At 35.5% G+C, this 16022-nt stretch carries 13 protein-coding genes; all 13 read right to left on the bottom strand.

Features of this window, described 5'->3' with window-relative positions; all coding sequences use genetic code 11:
• Positions 1–4: 4 nt before the first annotated feature.
• Positions 5–2122, bottom strand: a complete 2118-nt coding sequence (locus LVD47_RS12930) for a bi-domain-containing oxidoreductase (protein ID WP_236976862.1) — start codon at positions 2120–2122, stop codon at positions 5–7.
• The gene (locus LVD47_RS12935) at positions 2119–3243 is read right to left on the bottom strand and encodes a glycosyltransferase family 4 protein (RefSeq protein WP_236976864.1); all 1125 of its coding nucleotides are present in this window, start codon (positions 3241–3243) and stop codon (positions 2119–2121) included. The genes LVD47_RS12930 and LVD47_RS12935 overlap by 4 nt, the downstream gene beginning before the upstream one ends.
• A gap of 49 nt (positions 3244–3292) precedes the next feature.
• A complete protein-coding gene (locus tag LVD47_RS12940; protein ID WP_236976866.1) occupies positions 3293–4411 on the bottom strand; it encodes a glycosyltransferase family 4 protein in 1119 nt (372 codons plus the stop codon).
• A 14-nt stretch (positions 4412–4425) separates the two neighbouring features.
• Positions 4426–5700, bottom strand: a complete 1275-nt coding sequence (locus LVD47_RS12945; RefSeq protein WP_236976868.1) for an O-antigen ligase family protein — start codon at positions 5698–5700, stop codon at positions 4426–4428.
• Between the two features lie 140 nt (positions 5701–5840).
• Positions 5841–7124, bottom strand: coding sequence for an oligosaccharide flippase family protein (locus LVD47_RS12950; RefSeq protein WP_236976885.1), 1284 nt, complete (start codon positions 7122–7124; stop codon positions 5841–5843).
• Between the two features lie 75 nt (positions 7125–7199).
• Positions 7200–8105 (bottom strand): sulfotransferase family protein, encoded by a 906-nt coding sequence (locus LVD47_RS12955; protein WP_236976887.1) that lies wholly within the window; start codon positions 8103–8105, stop codon positions 7200–7202.
• A gap of 88 nt (positions 8106–8193) precedes the next feature.
• On the bottom strand, positions 8194–9387 hold the full coding sequence (gene wecC / locus LVD47_RS12960) for a UDP-N-acetyl-D-mannosamine dehydrogenase (RefSeq protein ID WP_236976889.1): 1194 nt from the start codon (positions 9385–9387) through the stop codon (positions 8194–8196).
• A 12-nt stretch (positions 9388–9399) separates the two neighbouring features.
• The gene (gene wecB, locus LVD47_RS12965; RefSeq protein ID WP_236976953.1) at positions 9400–10551 is read right to left on the bottom strand and encodes a non-hydrolyzing UDP-N-acetylglucosamine 2-epimerase; all 1152 of its coding nucleotides are present in this window, start codon (positions 10549–10551) and stop codon (positions 9400–9402) included.
• A 289-nt stretch (positions 10552–10840) separates the two neighbouring features.
• Entirely contained in the window at positions 10841–11614 is a 774-nt protein-coding gene (locus tag LVD47_RS12970; protein WP_236976898.1) for a response regulator transcription factor, read from the bottom strand.
• 252 nt (positions 11615–11866) lie between these two features.
• The gene (locus LVD47_RS12975; RefSeq protein ID WP_236976900.1) at positions 11867–12640 is read right to left on the bottom strand and encodes a response regulator transcription factor; all 774 of its coding nucleotides are present in this window, start codon (positions 12638–12640) and stop codon (positions 11867–11869) included.
• Positions 12641–12834: 194 nt separating this feature from the next.
• Entirely contained in the window at positions 12835–13587 is a 753-nt protein-coding gene (locus tag LVD47_RS12980) for a LuxR C-terminal-related transcriptional regulator (protein WP_236976902.1), read from the bottom strand.
• 35 nt (positions 13588–13622) lie between these two features.
• Entirely contained in the window at positions 13623–14126 is a 504-nt protein-coding gene (locus LVD47_RS12985) for a UpxY family transcription antiterminator (protein WP_236976904.1), read from the bottom strand.
• Between the two features lie 135 nt (positions 14127–14261).
• Positions 14262–14423 (bottom strand): hypothetical protein, encoded by a 162-nt coding sequence (locus tag LVD47_RS12990; RefSeq protein WP_236976906.1) that lies wholly within the window; start codon positions 14421–14423, stop codon positions 14262–14264.
• Positions 14424–16022 lie beyond the last annotated feature (1599 nt).

A 16022-nucleotide genomic window follows, 5' to 3' on the forward strand; every position in this document is an offset into this window, starting at 1 on the left:
AAAATTATGATATTGTAACCCAGGCTTTTGACTTTAAACTTTCAATGGCTGCAAAACTTGCTTTCGTTGTGTTGACTAAACTGTCAAATGGAATTAAAGCTTCTTTTTGTTTGTTGATTTGATCTACTAGCAGCTTAAACTGTGCTTTATGACCTTTGTCTATTTTAGATTTCATTTTGCGAAATCCCTTAAACCCATATCCTTTAAGTATTCTCCAGTTGTCCAATATAAGGGTACGTTCTTGGGAATACACTTCCACACGTTCTTTACTGTAAGACTTACTTCCGTTTGCAAAATAGTTTACAACGCCGGTGGATCCGTTTTCATATTTTAATAGTATGCTTGCATTGTCTGTATTTTCTTGCGGATTTTTGCCCATAGCATTCATGCAAACTTCGACTACTTTTGACCCTGTTAGAAAGGATATTAAATCAATAAAGTGGCATGCTTCTCCAATGATTCTCCCGCCCCCCACTTTAAGGTCATGCACCCAAACATTGGGCGGAATCATCCCTGCATTCATCGTAGCAACGACATTGATAGGAGTACCCGCATTGCCTAATAGATTTTTCATTTTGGTGGTAAAAGGAGAAAACCTGCGGTTAAATCCTACGGTTAGTATACTACTGCTGTTTTCATAGGCTGTGATAATGTGGTTTAATTCCTCTTTATTAAGTGCCAAAGGTTTTTCAACAAACACATTCTTTCCAGCTTCCAGAGATTGAATGACCAAAGAGGCATGAAGGTTGTGACGAGTGGTGATGACGATGGTGTTTATTGACTCATCTTTCAATACAACATCTATAGATGTGGCGCTTTTAGCAATATTAAATTTTTGCGCCATAGTCGTTCCTGACACACCTCCACTGCTAACGATACTCAGCAATTCAGCTCTAGTTTTGCTCAATGCAGGTAGGATGGTCATTTTGGCGAAATTACCGGCACCAACGATTGCGATCCCTCTATTTGTTTTTGTATTCGCATTATTATTGATAGCAATTTCATTACTATAAGTAGCATTATTATAAGATAATATTGACGCGATGGCTTTGGACGAACCTATCTCTCCATATATTTTCTGATAATCCTTTAACGGAATTATTTCAGTTATCAGAGGCTTTACATTAATACTTCCAGAACTAATAGCATTGAGTATTGTTTCAAAATTTCTCTTTTCTGTCCAGCGCACAAAAGGCAATGGATAATCTTTACCTTTTTGTTCATATTCTTCATCATATCTACCGGGACCATAAGAACAAGACACTTGAAAGGTGAGTTCTTTTTCATAAAATTCTGCACGGCTTAGATTAAGACCTATGACCCCAATTAATATAATTCTACCTCTTTTACGACTCATTTGTGCAGCCTGTGAAATGACATTATTGGATTTTGTAGAGGCTGTAATGATGACACCATCTGCTCCTATGCCAAAGGTTTTTTCAAGGACCGATTTAACAGGATCATTACCTTGGGCAGGATTTATAGTATCAATACCCCATTGCTTAGCTAAATCCAGTTTTGATTGATCGAAATCAATCCCGATAACATTACAACCATTGGCTTTAAGTAATTGTGCTGTCAGAAGACCAATTAAGCCTAAACCTGTAACTATAATTGTTTCTCCCAGGGTGGGATTACACAAACGAATACCCTGTAAGCCAATTGAACCAACTACTGTAAACGCAGCTTCATTATCACTGATGTTGCCAGAAATCTTAGCGACCAGATTTTGGGGTACAGACACGAATTCAGCGTGTTGACCGTTTGATGCTACACGGTCACCAATTTGAAATTCAGATACGCCTTCACCTACTGCAATTACTTTTCCTACGTTACAATAGCCTAAGGGCAAAGGTTCACCCAATTTATTAAACACTGCCTCTAAAGTAGGCAATAACCCATCCGTTTTAATCTTGTCAAATACCTGTTTTACTTTTTCCGGTTGTTGGCGTGCTTTTGAGAATAGATTGGACTGACCGAATTCCACAAGCATTCGCTCAGTGCCTAATGACACCAAACTTTTTGTAGTTTGTATTAAAACATGACCATTTTGGACTTTTGGTGCTGGGACTTCCTCTAAAATCGTATCTCCCGTTTTAAAAGATTGGATGATTTGTTTCAATTCTTATTAATTTCGTTAGCTATTGCTTTTATAAAGTTAAATGTTTTTTCAGAAGTTTTATCCCATGAAAATTCTTGTGAATACATATATGCTTTTTCTGCTACTTCTTTTCTTTTATTTTTGCTTTTAAGAAGTTGTTCTAAACCGATTTTGATACTTTTTGGATTGGTTGGGTCCATATATACTCCAGCGTCTTTTAAAACTTCTGGCATGGGCCCATAATTGGAGCAGAGTATTGGCAATCCTGAAGACATTGCTTCAACAAGTATATTTGGCATATTTTCACAAGTTGAAGCGAAAATAAATAAATCTGCATTTTTATAACTTGATGCAATTTTGTCATAGGGTACTTTTCCTCTATATGTAACATATTTATTAGTTTCATTTAAAACTTCATCCATTCTTGATTTTAAAGAACTGTGGATTGGTCCTATTAACTCTAATTCTATTGGATAACCGTTTTTTTTTAATTGTTTAACAGCCTCTATTACATTCCATTGGTGTTTATAATAATTCACAATGGATACGTAAAGTAGTTTGAAGGGACTTTCCTTTGAATAAGACTCTAAATTCTTTTGAACTTTAGGTGGTTGTCTAAATTCATCTGAAATACCGTGATAAATTACAATTGATTTTTTTGATTTTAGTCTAGGATATTTATTCTCAATGTAATTTTTTGCATAATTTGATATGTAGATTATACCATTGGCATTTTGAAAGGATTTAAGTTGGAGTTTTTCAAGTAAGTAATATCTAAGCCTTGTAAAAGATAGAGGAAATCGTTTTCGCTCATTATCTTCAAACACCAACATGTTTTGAGACATACTAACATACTTCAATTTTTTAGAACTAAAGGTTCCGCCTGGAATGAATGCGATATCAGAAGTATATAAATATTTTTTTAAATGGAATACTTTAAAAATTTCTTGTTTTAATATAGATTTGAAAGGTGATGTAAGAATTTTTCTATTTACATTTCTATAGTTATTAATCACTTCTATCCAATCACCTCCAATAATTTCTATTTGGACATCATCATCATTTAAATGTTCGATAATACGCTTTAAGTGTGTTAACCCACCACCTGCTTTTATATTTGTAGCGTCAATTGAGATTTTCATTGTTCAAGGAAAAATTAGATTTATTATTAATTTGAACAATAGATTGCGTTTACAATATCTTCCTAAATATTGAAATCATCTTTTCCTCCACGCATTCTGGAGTATAGCCTCCTTCTTTCACACTTTTTATACATCTTTCAGAAATCAATATTTTATTTTCCTTGATTTTATGTTTCCACTCCACTATCTTTTTGGCTAAGGAAGCAGGATTGTATCCTTCAAAAAAATCACCATTTATACCAGGTTGAATAATTTCAATTTCTGGACCGTGTATATTGAGATTATCTGAAGTAATAAATGGTACCCCATAAGAAAGTGAGTGGATAATTGATAAACCAGATGCTCCGGGTAAAACAAATAAATCAGCTTGTTGAAAAAATGGTACGCAATCTTTTCCATAACTTTCACCAATAAATTTAACCATTTTATCCAGTTGAAGTTCAATCGACTTTTCTTCAACAATTTTTTTATGTCCACCAATTCCTATGACTAGACAGCGCACAGGGAAATTATTATCTTTTAATAGGGCAAGAGCGTCTATTAATACATCTAATCTTTTCCTTTTACTTATTGTACTTGAAAAAAGGATAGTAAATACACTATTTTTATTGGATTTTGTTTGAGAATAGTTGAATCCATAGGCATCAGAATTAATACAATTTTTTATGTTGGTGATATGTATATTTGAATTCATATATTTTTGTAAAGTTTTCTTTCCATATTCACCATAAGTAAATATACCTTTACCTTTGTTGAAGAAAAACATCCTAGAATAACGCCCAATAATTCCTTGTTGATTAATTTTACCGTGTCCCCACCAAATAATTTTAATATTAAAAAATCTGTAGAATAAAGCTATGTACAAGTTACTTATTATGTGTGGATCCACTCCGGTCAATACTACAATTTTTGGTTTTAGATTCTTAATATATTTTAAAACACCAAATTGCCAGATATAGGTGTGTCTCTTAAATTTTAATTTTCTATTTTTAAGGATAGGCTTTATTTTATTATTGATTCTGGAGAAACTCCGAGTGTCACCAATGTTATTTTCACCAATTATTTCAACATCATAATCTTCTGATTCCACAAGCATTTCAAAAAGTGAATATCTGTAGTGGGCTAAGATTGGTTGAATAATAAGAATTTTGTTATTCTTTGAAGACATCAAACAAAATTATTTTAATTAAACTTGATTATATTAGAGAAGGTCTTAGTTATTTTGACATAATTAAAACCAAGAACCAAGCCACTACTAATTGCCACCCAACTCATTCCCCAAATAGCTCCAGAAAACATATACTGTATGATTGCCTGAATAAAAATTACAGGAAGCCAAAAATATTCAGGTGTGGTCTTGACTATTTTAATTATTTTACTTAAAGTAGTTATAAAGAAAATTACAAAAGGAATGAAACCTAAAATTCCGGTAGTAATTAATGTTTCTATTAATATATTATGTGAATAATGACCGGCATATTCTGATTCTAAACTATTTCCAAAAATTGGGTGATTTAAAAATTGATTAATATCAGACTTCCAAATATTAAGTCTTTCTACAGATGAACCTCCATATTTTATATCTTCTTTGATCCCAAAAATTCGGTCAAATACACCTGTCCCAAAATATGTCGTCGCATAAATTAAAGCTATAACGGTCGCTGCTGTTATAAAGGCAAAATTAACCCTTTTTTTACTACCCTTAGAAAATATAAAATAAAACATAAAAGGTGCTGCTAGAGCTAGGACAGATCCACGTGATGCGCCTAAGAAAAATGGAATTAGACAGGAAATTATGGGAAGTCCTATGCTGATTTTATTTATTAATGTCGTCTTGTTTGTCATTATATAAGCACTTCCTACACCAATACCTAGGGATCCACAATATGATAATGCCAAGGGTGAAATATAATTTTCTCCATATTTAATTTGCTGAGTAATCCTTGAAACTTGGCCTATCAGGTCTCCATAATAATAAAAAGTAAGTATTGATAACAATAGGCATGATGTCAGAATAGCTTTTATTATAATTCTATAATCTATTTCTACAAAATATGTCCGAGATATATAGTAAAAAGGTAATAATACAAAGGAAAGAAAGTATAGTAGAAATTCAGTATTTGGTAAATAAAATTTGGTCGTGCCAAATACAATTTCGTAAAAGATCCGCAACAAATACATTCCTGAAAAAATCAGAAATGCCACAAATCCAAAATCTGGCATTTTTTGTCTAGATACTCTAAATATTTGAAACATTCCTGCCAGAAGTATTAATCGAACTGGTATTGTAAAAAACCTTGATATATCAGTTGATAAATAGTTACTAACTATCATTAAGCCTGCATAGTAGCCACTAAAAGCTAGAAAGAAAATTAGAAAAAGATTGTAAGTAAAAAAATCGTTTCTTGCAATTATCTTATTTGAATATGATTTTATTAAATAATTTGAGCTTTTCATTGAATTATATACGAAATTATAATAAATTTTTTAATAAAAAATTCTTAAAAATATATCTATTCCTCTATTTGTTCACGTAAATATAATTTTTTTTATATAGATACTTTTATTTTTTTCTAATAATATTTAGCTTTATTATATTAAGTACTATATTTATCTCTTCTGATAAGATATGAGTAATATCTGTTTACAAATAGCAGGAATAATATACTTACAATTAATTTACTTGTAAGCAAAGAATACATGCCATTTATTTTAAAATTTTTCATTAATAGTACAAAACCAAATAACACTCCGGTATCTCTAAAAAATCGTAAAATGAACATTTCCCAATTCTTGTTAATGGAAGTAAAAGCTTGACTATATACATTATTTATACTCATAAAAATTGTAGAAGACACTGCTAATATGATGAGAAAAGATAGACCTTCAAATGTGTTACCGTAAAAAGTGGCAATAAAAGGTGAAATTATTACTACTATAATAGAAGGAAAAAGTGTAGCCAGTATATTTATTATTATGGTATGATTCAGAACTTTACCGTGTTCTTCTTGTTTGTGGCTATTGGACGATAGGTGCGAAAGAACAACATTTCTCATAATTCCCGGGATGAATAGAATTATAGCATTCCACTGCATAGCAGCATTATACATTCCAAGCTCTCCAAAATTTGCAAATCGTACCAATAGGACACTTCCTGTCCACGAAGTAATATTATACACAGCGGCTTGTAGAGCTATTGGGGTGGAGAATTTTAAAATTCTATTTTGTAAGTTTTTATCTTCTAAAATTGGAATAGCGGATAATGGAATATTCTTTCTTACAGCAATAAAATTTAGCACACAGTTTAGAATCTGCAATAGTAGCAAAGCAATTAACGCTCCTTGAAAATTCCAGATATAGGTAAGCATTACACTTAAAAAAAACGTCAACACTCCTATAAACCCATTAATTTTTGCTAAAGTCTTGAATTCACCTAATCCAGAAAGTATACCTATTTGTGTGGTAGTGATTGCATTAAATACAATTAGGATAGCTAAAAATCGTAAAGGGACAATTAGACTCTGAGCTTCAAAAATAATTGTTGCCACATAGGAGGCAGTTATAAAAAGTAAAAGCGACGTAACACCACTAAATATCAAGGTTATTTTTGTGGAGTACCGGATGAATAATTTTATATTTTCAGGCGCTTCTCTTTTATAATCTGCAACGAATTTAGTTGATGTAAATCCCAATCCAAAAGAAGAAAAAACCCCGATTGTTAAAATTGTACTTTTGATAAGCCCATATTCGCCAAAGATATCTTTTCCCAGGAATCGTGCTATAAATATTCCTGCCAAAAGTGAAAGTCCTCTTGCTACAGCATTTCCAATCAATGACCAGAATGAATCCTTAATTAGTTGACTTCCTCTTAGCCTAGCCATAATACCCTTAATATTCATAATTTCCTAATATCCGAATATTTTTTAGCTATTGGAGTTCTAATGATTTTGCTTTAATTAGGATACATAGCCTAATTTTCTGTTCACCAACCCTCCAACTTTTTCAAATTCAACTAATTGCTGCGGGGTTAATTCATTTCGCCAGCGTTCATCTTTTTTTATTGTAATTTCAGAGGTTTGATCATTAACTAACCATGGATTACCTGGAATAGTATGATAATTACCAGGATGTATTTTTAGCATTGTTGGTAGAAATTCAACTGATAGATATTTACAAATTTCCGATATTATACCTTCAGGATCAGTGCATAGGTCCTCGTATTTTATTTGTAATAATTGTTCTGAAGGAATTTTGTTTTGTAATCTTGTTAAAATCTTCATTCTTCGTGTCCAATTTTTTGTTACTTTAGTCATATTGCCTTCACCGCGTCTAATGGCAGATGCAGTAACTGCACGTCCATCTCGAACCAAAAACAGAATTTTTGCATCTAAGAATAGATTTAAACCTTTCATACGAATTGCATTCTTTGTACTATCTACAACTATTCTTATATTCTCTTGTGACTTAATTACTTCATGTATTGCGTTGGTATTCAATATGGATTTTTTTAGTCCGATACTAAACGGATTTAATTTACTAAAAATTCGTATTACCTCATCAATATTTGACCAATAGACCAGATCATTGATTTTATTACTTAGTGACCCAGATCGCAAATATGTAGTTGAAAATGACATTTCCCAATCTTCTAATTGTAGACTTTTTTCTTTGCATAATTGTTTAATTCGTTTTCTCCAAACCGGACAATCATTTATAAGTTCCCCACAACTGCAAATACGTGTATTTGGATTCAAGGACAACCTATGTAATTCACCTGTCCCAATAATTTTTGGGTGGTTATTTAGTATAACATCTAGTAAAGAAGAACCGGAATGACCTGCTCCAGCAATGTAAAGAATCATTTATATATGCTTTTGCTATCCATTTTTACAATTTAATTTGATGTAATTGTTCCGGAGTAAAATGGTAATTTGATTAACCTATATATATTTATATCCCCGCAAAATCAAGTACACAGACATTTTCTTTTTTTATCTCTTTAAACTCCTCATGCCCCACCAAAAAAGCCACGATATCTGCTTTCTCCACAGCTTCTTTATAGGGAGTCAGCTTGTAAACTTGATGTTCCTTAATATTAGGCTCTACAATATAATATTCTTCGTCCTGGGCTTCCTGCAGTACTCTTTGTACGATGTATTGAGCGGGGGATTCCCGCAAATCATCGATATTGGGTTTGAAAGCGAGGCCCATCAAAGCGATTGCAGGTGGACGGCCGTGCTGTAAACGGAATTCGTGTTTGGCTTTGAGTATTTGTTCGGCACACCAAAAGGATTTGTAGTTATTGATTTCCCGAGCTTTCCCTATAATCTGGGATTCCATGGGAAAGTCCGATGTAATAAAGTAGGGATCCACCGCTATACAATGACCGCCAACACCGCATCCAGGTCGAAGGATGTTTACCCTGGGGTGTTTATTAGCCAGATTGATCAATTCCCAAACGTCGATACCTGCCTTGTTACATATCAGGGACAATTCATTCGCAAAAGCAATCTGGACATCCCGGCTTGAATTTTCTGTTAACTTACACATTTCCGCGGTACGAGCGTTTGTAGTATGTAGTTCGCCTTTAACAAACAGTGAATAAAATGCTTTTGCTTTTTCGGTACTAAATTCATTAATCCCACCGATTACACGATCGTTGTGAACTAATTCGTACATGATATTGCCGGGCAGTACCCGTTCCGGGCAATAAGCGATGGCTATTTTATCTTTCAATTCGGGCCTTTCCCTGAAAATTATTTCCGCCATTCTTTCTGTGGTTCCTACCGGTGAAGTGGATTCGATAATATATAAGTCCCCTTCCTTGAGTAAAGGAATAATCCCTTGGGTCGCCGCTTTGACAAATGATGTATCCGGTTCGTTTTTTTCTTTGAACGGAGTAGGTACCACAATCAAAAATACATCTGATTCTTGGGAACTTGTACCGGCTGTCAACATTCCCTTATCTACAGTTTTCGCTACAACCTCTGCCAAATCGGGTTCTGATATATGAATTTTCCCCTTGTTAATGGTTTCGACAACGGAAGGATTGATATCTACTCCGTGTACTTGTATATTATTATGAGCGATAAGAGCCGATGTGGGCAAACCTATATAGCCCATTCCTATGGTTGTTACTTTCAATGTAGTTTTAATTTATACGGTTGCTTCAGTAAATTTATTTGCCTTTTCAGTTAGGTTAGTAAGGTGATCCACAATGCGGTTACATGCCTGTCCGTCTCCATAAGGGTTGTGCAATGCACTCATAATATCAAATTTTTCTGTATCGGTCAATAGATTGATAGTTTCAGTGTATATTTTCTTACTGTCAGTCCCCACCATGACTACTGTGCCTGTCTCTACGGCTTCCGGGCGTTCTGTGGTCTCCCGCATAACCAGTACTGGTTTGCCTAGGCTGGGAGCTTCTTCCTGGATGCCCCCGCTGTCGGTAATAATGATTTTTGACCGGTTCATCAGCCAGATAAAGTCCTGGTAGGGTAGGGGATCGATTAATAGTATGTTGGATACTTCTCCTAATATCCGATTTACCGGTTCCTGGACTTTTGGATTTAGGTGTACGGGATAGACAATAAATATATCGGGTTGCTCTCGGGCTATGACTTTTAGGGCTTTACATATCCGCTTAAATCCTTGCCCGTGATTTTCCCTACGATGTCCCGTGACTAAAATTACTTCTTTACCTCCTAATTGAGCATCCAGGTTTTGTACTTCATTTCCTGGATCTTTTTCAATTTTTTCAATGCTATAGTGTAACGCATCAATAACTGTATTCCCTGTTTGCACAATAGAGTCGACCGGTATATTTTCTTTGATTAGATTTTCTTTGGCTCTTTTAGTTGGCGCATAGTGATAATCCGCTATTCTCCCCGTTACCTGCCGATTCATTTCTTCCGGGAAGGGGGATTGTTTGTTCCAGGTTCGCAACCCGGCCTCGATATGGTGGACTTTCGCACTGGAATAAAATGCCGCCATAGCCGTAGCCATGGAGGTAGTAGTATCCCCATGGACAAAGACATGGTCGGGATGGTATTCTTCGAAAATAGGTTGCATTTCTGTAATAATAGCTGCCGTCAACCCGTGTAAGGTCTGATTGGGTTTCATCAGGTTGAGATCATAGTCGGGAACAATCTCGAAAAAATCGAGTACCTGGTCCAGCATTTCTCGATGCTGGGCGGTAACCGCCACCCGGGTTTCAAAAATTCCCGGCTCTTTGAGAAAAGCTTTTACCAGCGGGGCCATTTTGATGGCCTCCGGTCGGGTACCGAATACGATAAGGATTTTGGTTATCATGGTATGTGAAATTAAGGTTAGAAGAAGTTCCTTGTTTCTTCGGAATTGGAGTAAGATATTGGATGTTTTATTTTTATGGGTCTGGCTATCTGAATCTATATGGAAAGTATTCATTCATCCAAAGGGTAAAATATTAATCATATTACTTTACCTAATAATGGATTCCAGGGTGCCCTGGGACTAATTAATTATTATATTATTTTACCTCGTCATTTATGGCGAGGCTCTCAGATTTAAACTAAAGATTATGGACTTTAGCCCACTTTATTATCCCTATCTAACTCCCTCATATCAATCCCTTCCTGATCGCCAATGCCACTACTTCCACCATATTATTCCCCTTCGATTTGTTTAATATATTCTTTCGATGGGTGCGGACGGTTTCGGTGGTTATGTCAAGATTCTTTCCCACTTCTTCGTTGGACATTCCTTCTGACAACAAGCGGATAATTTGTAATTCCCGGTGAGAATAGTCCACGGGGCCGGGGCTGTAATTTTCCAAGTCATCCAGTCCCCCTATATTATAATAGGAGGGACGCCCTTCCAGCCCCATGATGGTGATCTTTTTATTATTGACCGACGTAATATGACTGATATCGGTTTCACTTATAAAGGTCTTCATCAGGTTTCCTTTTTCATCCAGGTCGATGGCAATAGATTGGTGCAGGAATAATTTATACCCCGTTTCCACCCTAACCCTGAATTGATAGGATACCTTGTAGTAGGGGATATCCTCCCGATTTATATAATTGTATAAAAACTTGATGATTATTTGTTCGCACATTTGATAATATTCCCGGTCCTCGGGATGGATGTGACTAAAATAGTCTTCCGCTGTAAACGTATTAGGGTCTTCTCCAATCAGGTTTCGTATATTATCCGTTACAAAGTCAAACTTGAATTTGGAGAAATCAAAAACCCCGTGATACGTGGGGCCCGGCGCATAAATATTGGATAATAAATTCCGTATCTGGTCTTTATTAAACTTGGTAGACTTCCTGGCCAGAAAGGGGCTGGCCTGGTTGTATACATCGATTATTTTACGAATAGAGTGGTCCATGGGGGGATTATTGTTTAGCCTAAAAAATGTGGTTTTAATATCAAATAAATAGAATAGGGAATGTCAGGTCATCATCTAGCACCATGGCATACCTTTCACAATGCTTTTTGCCCTTTATTTACTATGATCATTGAAGTAATTGAATGCAGTTTGCCGATATTTTGGTGAAATAATTATCCATCAGCACCGTCCATTTACAGCAAATTTTGAAATTTTCGTAGTATAGCTACCTTATTTTGCTCGTTTTATGCTTCATATCAATCCCTTTCGTATGGCTAAAGCCACTACTTCCACCGTATTATTACTGTTCGATTTGTTTAATATATTCTTTCGGTGGGTGCGGACGGTTTCGGTGGATATGTCAAGGGTTCTTCCCACATCTTTATTGGATAGCCCTTCGGACAATAAGCGGATAATCTGGACTTCCCGGGGCGAATATCTCTCCGGTTCGTGACGATAATTTTTTACATCTTCCAGACTTCCAATATTATAATAGGAGGGACGCCCTTCCAGTCCGATGAGAGTGATTTTTTTATTGTTGACCGACGTAATATGGCTAATATCGGTTTCACTTATAAAAGTTTTTACCAGGTTACCTTTCTCATCCAGGTCGATGGCAATGGACTGGTGCAGGAACAATTTGTATTCTGATTTTACCTGTACCCGAAATTGGTACGATACTTTATAGTAAGGAATGTCCTTTCTTTCGATATAATTGAATAAAAAATCAAATAACATTTCTTCACATGATTGATAATATTCCCGGTCTTCGGGATGGATGTGGGCGAAATAGTCTTCTGCACTGAAAGTTTCCGGATCTTCGCCGATAAGATATTGGATATTATCACTTAAATAGTCAAATTCAAATTTGGAGAAGTCAAAAACCCCATGATACGTGGGGCCCGGTGCATAAATATTGGATAATAAATCCCGTATCTGGGCTTTATTAAACTTGCTGGATTGCCGGGACAAATATGGACTTGCCCTATCGTATACTTCAAATAATTTTCGTACGGAGTGGTCCATAATTATTAATTTGGGTTGCCCCTCATATACACCTTGAAGGTTTTACTTACTTGCAAATTTGACGTTGAATTTTCGATCGGTTGGAATCTTCGAGGTTTTCAATTCTATCATCACTTCTTCGCATTTATGGCGAGGCTTACAGTTTCATAAGACAACTCTTGGGCTTTAGCCCTGATTTCCTGACATTTGAACATTCATATAACCCCTTCCTGTAGGGCCATGGCCACTATTTGTATCGTATTTTTATTTTTGGCTTTGGCCATGATATTTCTTCGGTGTGTCCGCACCGTCCCTTCGGAAATACTGAGATGTTTGGCTATTTTTTCTGTTGAAAAACCTTCAGCTAAATACCTTAATACTTCCTTTTCCCTTCGCGTAAATTCAGGTAAATCGCTATCCGATTCTTCCTTGTACGCCCTACTTCCTATACCGTAATAGGATGGTTTTCCGGCCAGACCGATCAGTGATACATTCCTATTATTCGAACTACAAATATGGTTGATATCTGATACAATTTTAAAGGATCTCAAAATAGCTCCTTCCCGGTTCCATTCAATAGCCATTTCCTGGTGCAGGAACAATTTATACTCCGAACTATTTTTTAACCGGTACTGGAAAGCGATTTTATAAAATTGAACCTCGTCCCGACATATCCGATTCATTAAAAATAACTGTCCCGATTCCTTACTCCTGCGAAAATGGTTCCTGTCCCGCGGATGAATCCGGTTAAATAAATCATCCGGGGTAAAATCCAATGGATCTTCTCCCAAAATGGTACTAATACTATCACTTACCCGAAGATAGGTATTGGTCCTGTAATCCAAAATGCATTGGAATATGGGGCCTGGTGAATACACCTGGGTAAGGAACGTAGAGATGAATTCTTTATCCGGGTGGAGGTCTCGGATGTATGGATAAATAGTTGATTTATTGTCCGTGCCTGCCATGTTAAAATTTCAACCTAAGAAATTGTAAATAAAGATTATGCCTGTTTTGATTCCAACCGGAGTTTTACAACAAAACCCATGCTTTTCATGATAACCCAGCAATGGTTTCCCGAGATGTATTTAATTTCACCTTCCTCTTCTTCGAATCCGAATTCTTCCATGCTAATCCTCTGTCCGGGCCTTAGGTGTTTTACTTCACTGGATAATACTTTCCCTTGTTGTAATGATTCTTTTAGCGCGTCTACCTCCTGTTGACTTACGATAGCTGGTTTCCCATCCCAAAATAAGTACCTTACCGTATTGGGACATTCAAATATACGCCGTCGTTTCGAAACTGGTAACGATACCAAAACCATAGAAGGTAATACAGGAACATCGATTTTCTTTTTCCGGTCGCTCCATTGTCTGACTTCACGGCGAACCGGGCAGTAACATTCTATACCCATTTCATTCAATTGGGTGGCTACCTTTTTTTCTGCGCGTGGTTTGGTATAAACTACGTACCAATGCTTTGGTTTGTCGTCCGAAGTGATGTCCATATCTTGTGGTTGTTTTCGTTTGGTGTTACATTATTTTTTATTCAAATTTTGCCTTCAGATTTTACTAGTTTTATCAATAAGCACTTTAGTACTAATAGGTCGGGTACGCTAGTTTTAAATGGTATTTTTCTACTATCAGGCCTCTGCAAAATCCCATATTTTTTCAATTAAGGATATGGCTCCGCCATTGTCAGTCCCATTTAATTTCTTTTCAAATGGGAAAAACACTTTTAGGGCAAAGATCTTTTGAACTTTTGCCGAACCTACCTGTATTGCATACAACTGCCTTTCAATCAAATTTCCTTTGATATGGCTTAGCTCTCACAATACAACAATACTTGTTGGTCGAATATAAGTACGGATGGAATTGATTACAAGGGTAATCAATCTGGTAGTTGTACAAAATTAGATTTATTTAGGTGTTTTTTTGTACAACTGAGTACATAGGGTTACTCATATCTTCCAAACTTAACGAAAGCAAACTGAAACGATTATAACCTAATATTTCCATGCAAACTTTCGTTTTAACTACTTAAATTTAGTATTTCTTATCAGAATGCAAAAATTTTTAAAATTTTATTAATTTAATATTTGTGAGAAACTTTTGTAAAATTTTGAATTTCAATGGAAAATGAAATAATTTATTATTGTCTTTTTCAGTCAATTTAATATCTGCTTTCAGACGGTTTTTTTTACCAGTAGATTACATTTTTATCTCAAAAACACGGGCAATAGATAACAAACCTTTTGTTGCCAGCCATTATAAGTGAGTAATAGCTGGAAGTATTCTAACGGGTCTATTCTTTCAATTAGTACGGTGTATTTTTTGTTTCTTTTGTATTCCTATTGCCGGATGGGAAAGTTAATTGGCTATATCTTTTATATCTTTTGACTTTTTAATCGCTGTTTTGATATTGGAAAAAAACGATTAAAAATCCTTTTCTAAAGCTATGGGGGAGAAAAGTGTAATAAAAGTTTTAACCTTCCCATTGTTTTGTGTTCCGACAATTAAAGATTGTTCTTCAACGGTATTTATTCGGGGTTGCTGTTCATATGTAATTGTTTTATTAGTTAATTGAAATTTCATTTCCGTCCGATTAGATTATTAATAAAATCGGACCGTTGCGATAAATTGCAATTTTTAACGCTGTAAATGTATTCTATAAATTTTATTGATGCAATACCCCAAAATGCGTATTTTTCGCTGCTGCAAAATCAGATTATGAGAGGATAGGAGGTTGTATATATCAAATCATGGGTTCTGCAACCTGGAGAGTTGTATAGAGAATTGTTTCTGTCATAAATTTTGCAATGGGCAAAATGAATGGCCAGAAACGAATCGGTTATTTTATTTTTCCCCTGGGTTAAAACCCAGGGCAGGTCCGGATTGAAGCCTGGTCTGGTCCGGATTGAGACCCAGTGTTGATTCGGGTTGAACTTCAGTTCTGCAAAATCAGATTATGAGAGGATAGGAGGTTGTATATATCAAATCATGGGTTCTGCAACCTGGAGAGTTGTATAGAGAATTGTTTCTGTCATAAATTTTGCAATGGGCAAAATGAATGGCCAGAAACGAATCGGTTATTTTATTTTTCCCCTGGGTTAAAACCCAGGGCAGGTCCGGATTGAAGCCTGGTCTGGTCCGGATTGAGACCCAGTGTTGATTCGGGTTGAACTTCAGTTCTGCAAAATCAGATTATGAGAGGATAGGAGGTTGTATATATCAAATCATGGGTTCTGCAACCTGGAGAGTTGTATAGAGAATTGTTTCTGTCATAAATTTTGCAATGGGCAAAATGAATGGCCAGAAACGAATCGGTTATTTTATTTTTCCCCTGGGTTAAAACCCAGGGCAGGTCCGGATTGAAGCCTGGTCTGGTCCGGATTGAGACCCAG

Origin of the sequence: Membranihabitans maritimus (genome assembly GCF_021729145.1) — a bacterium.
GTDB classification, from domain to species: Bacteria; Bacteroidota; Bacteroidia; order Chitinophagales; family Saprospiraceae; genus Membranihabitans; species Membranihabitans maritimus.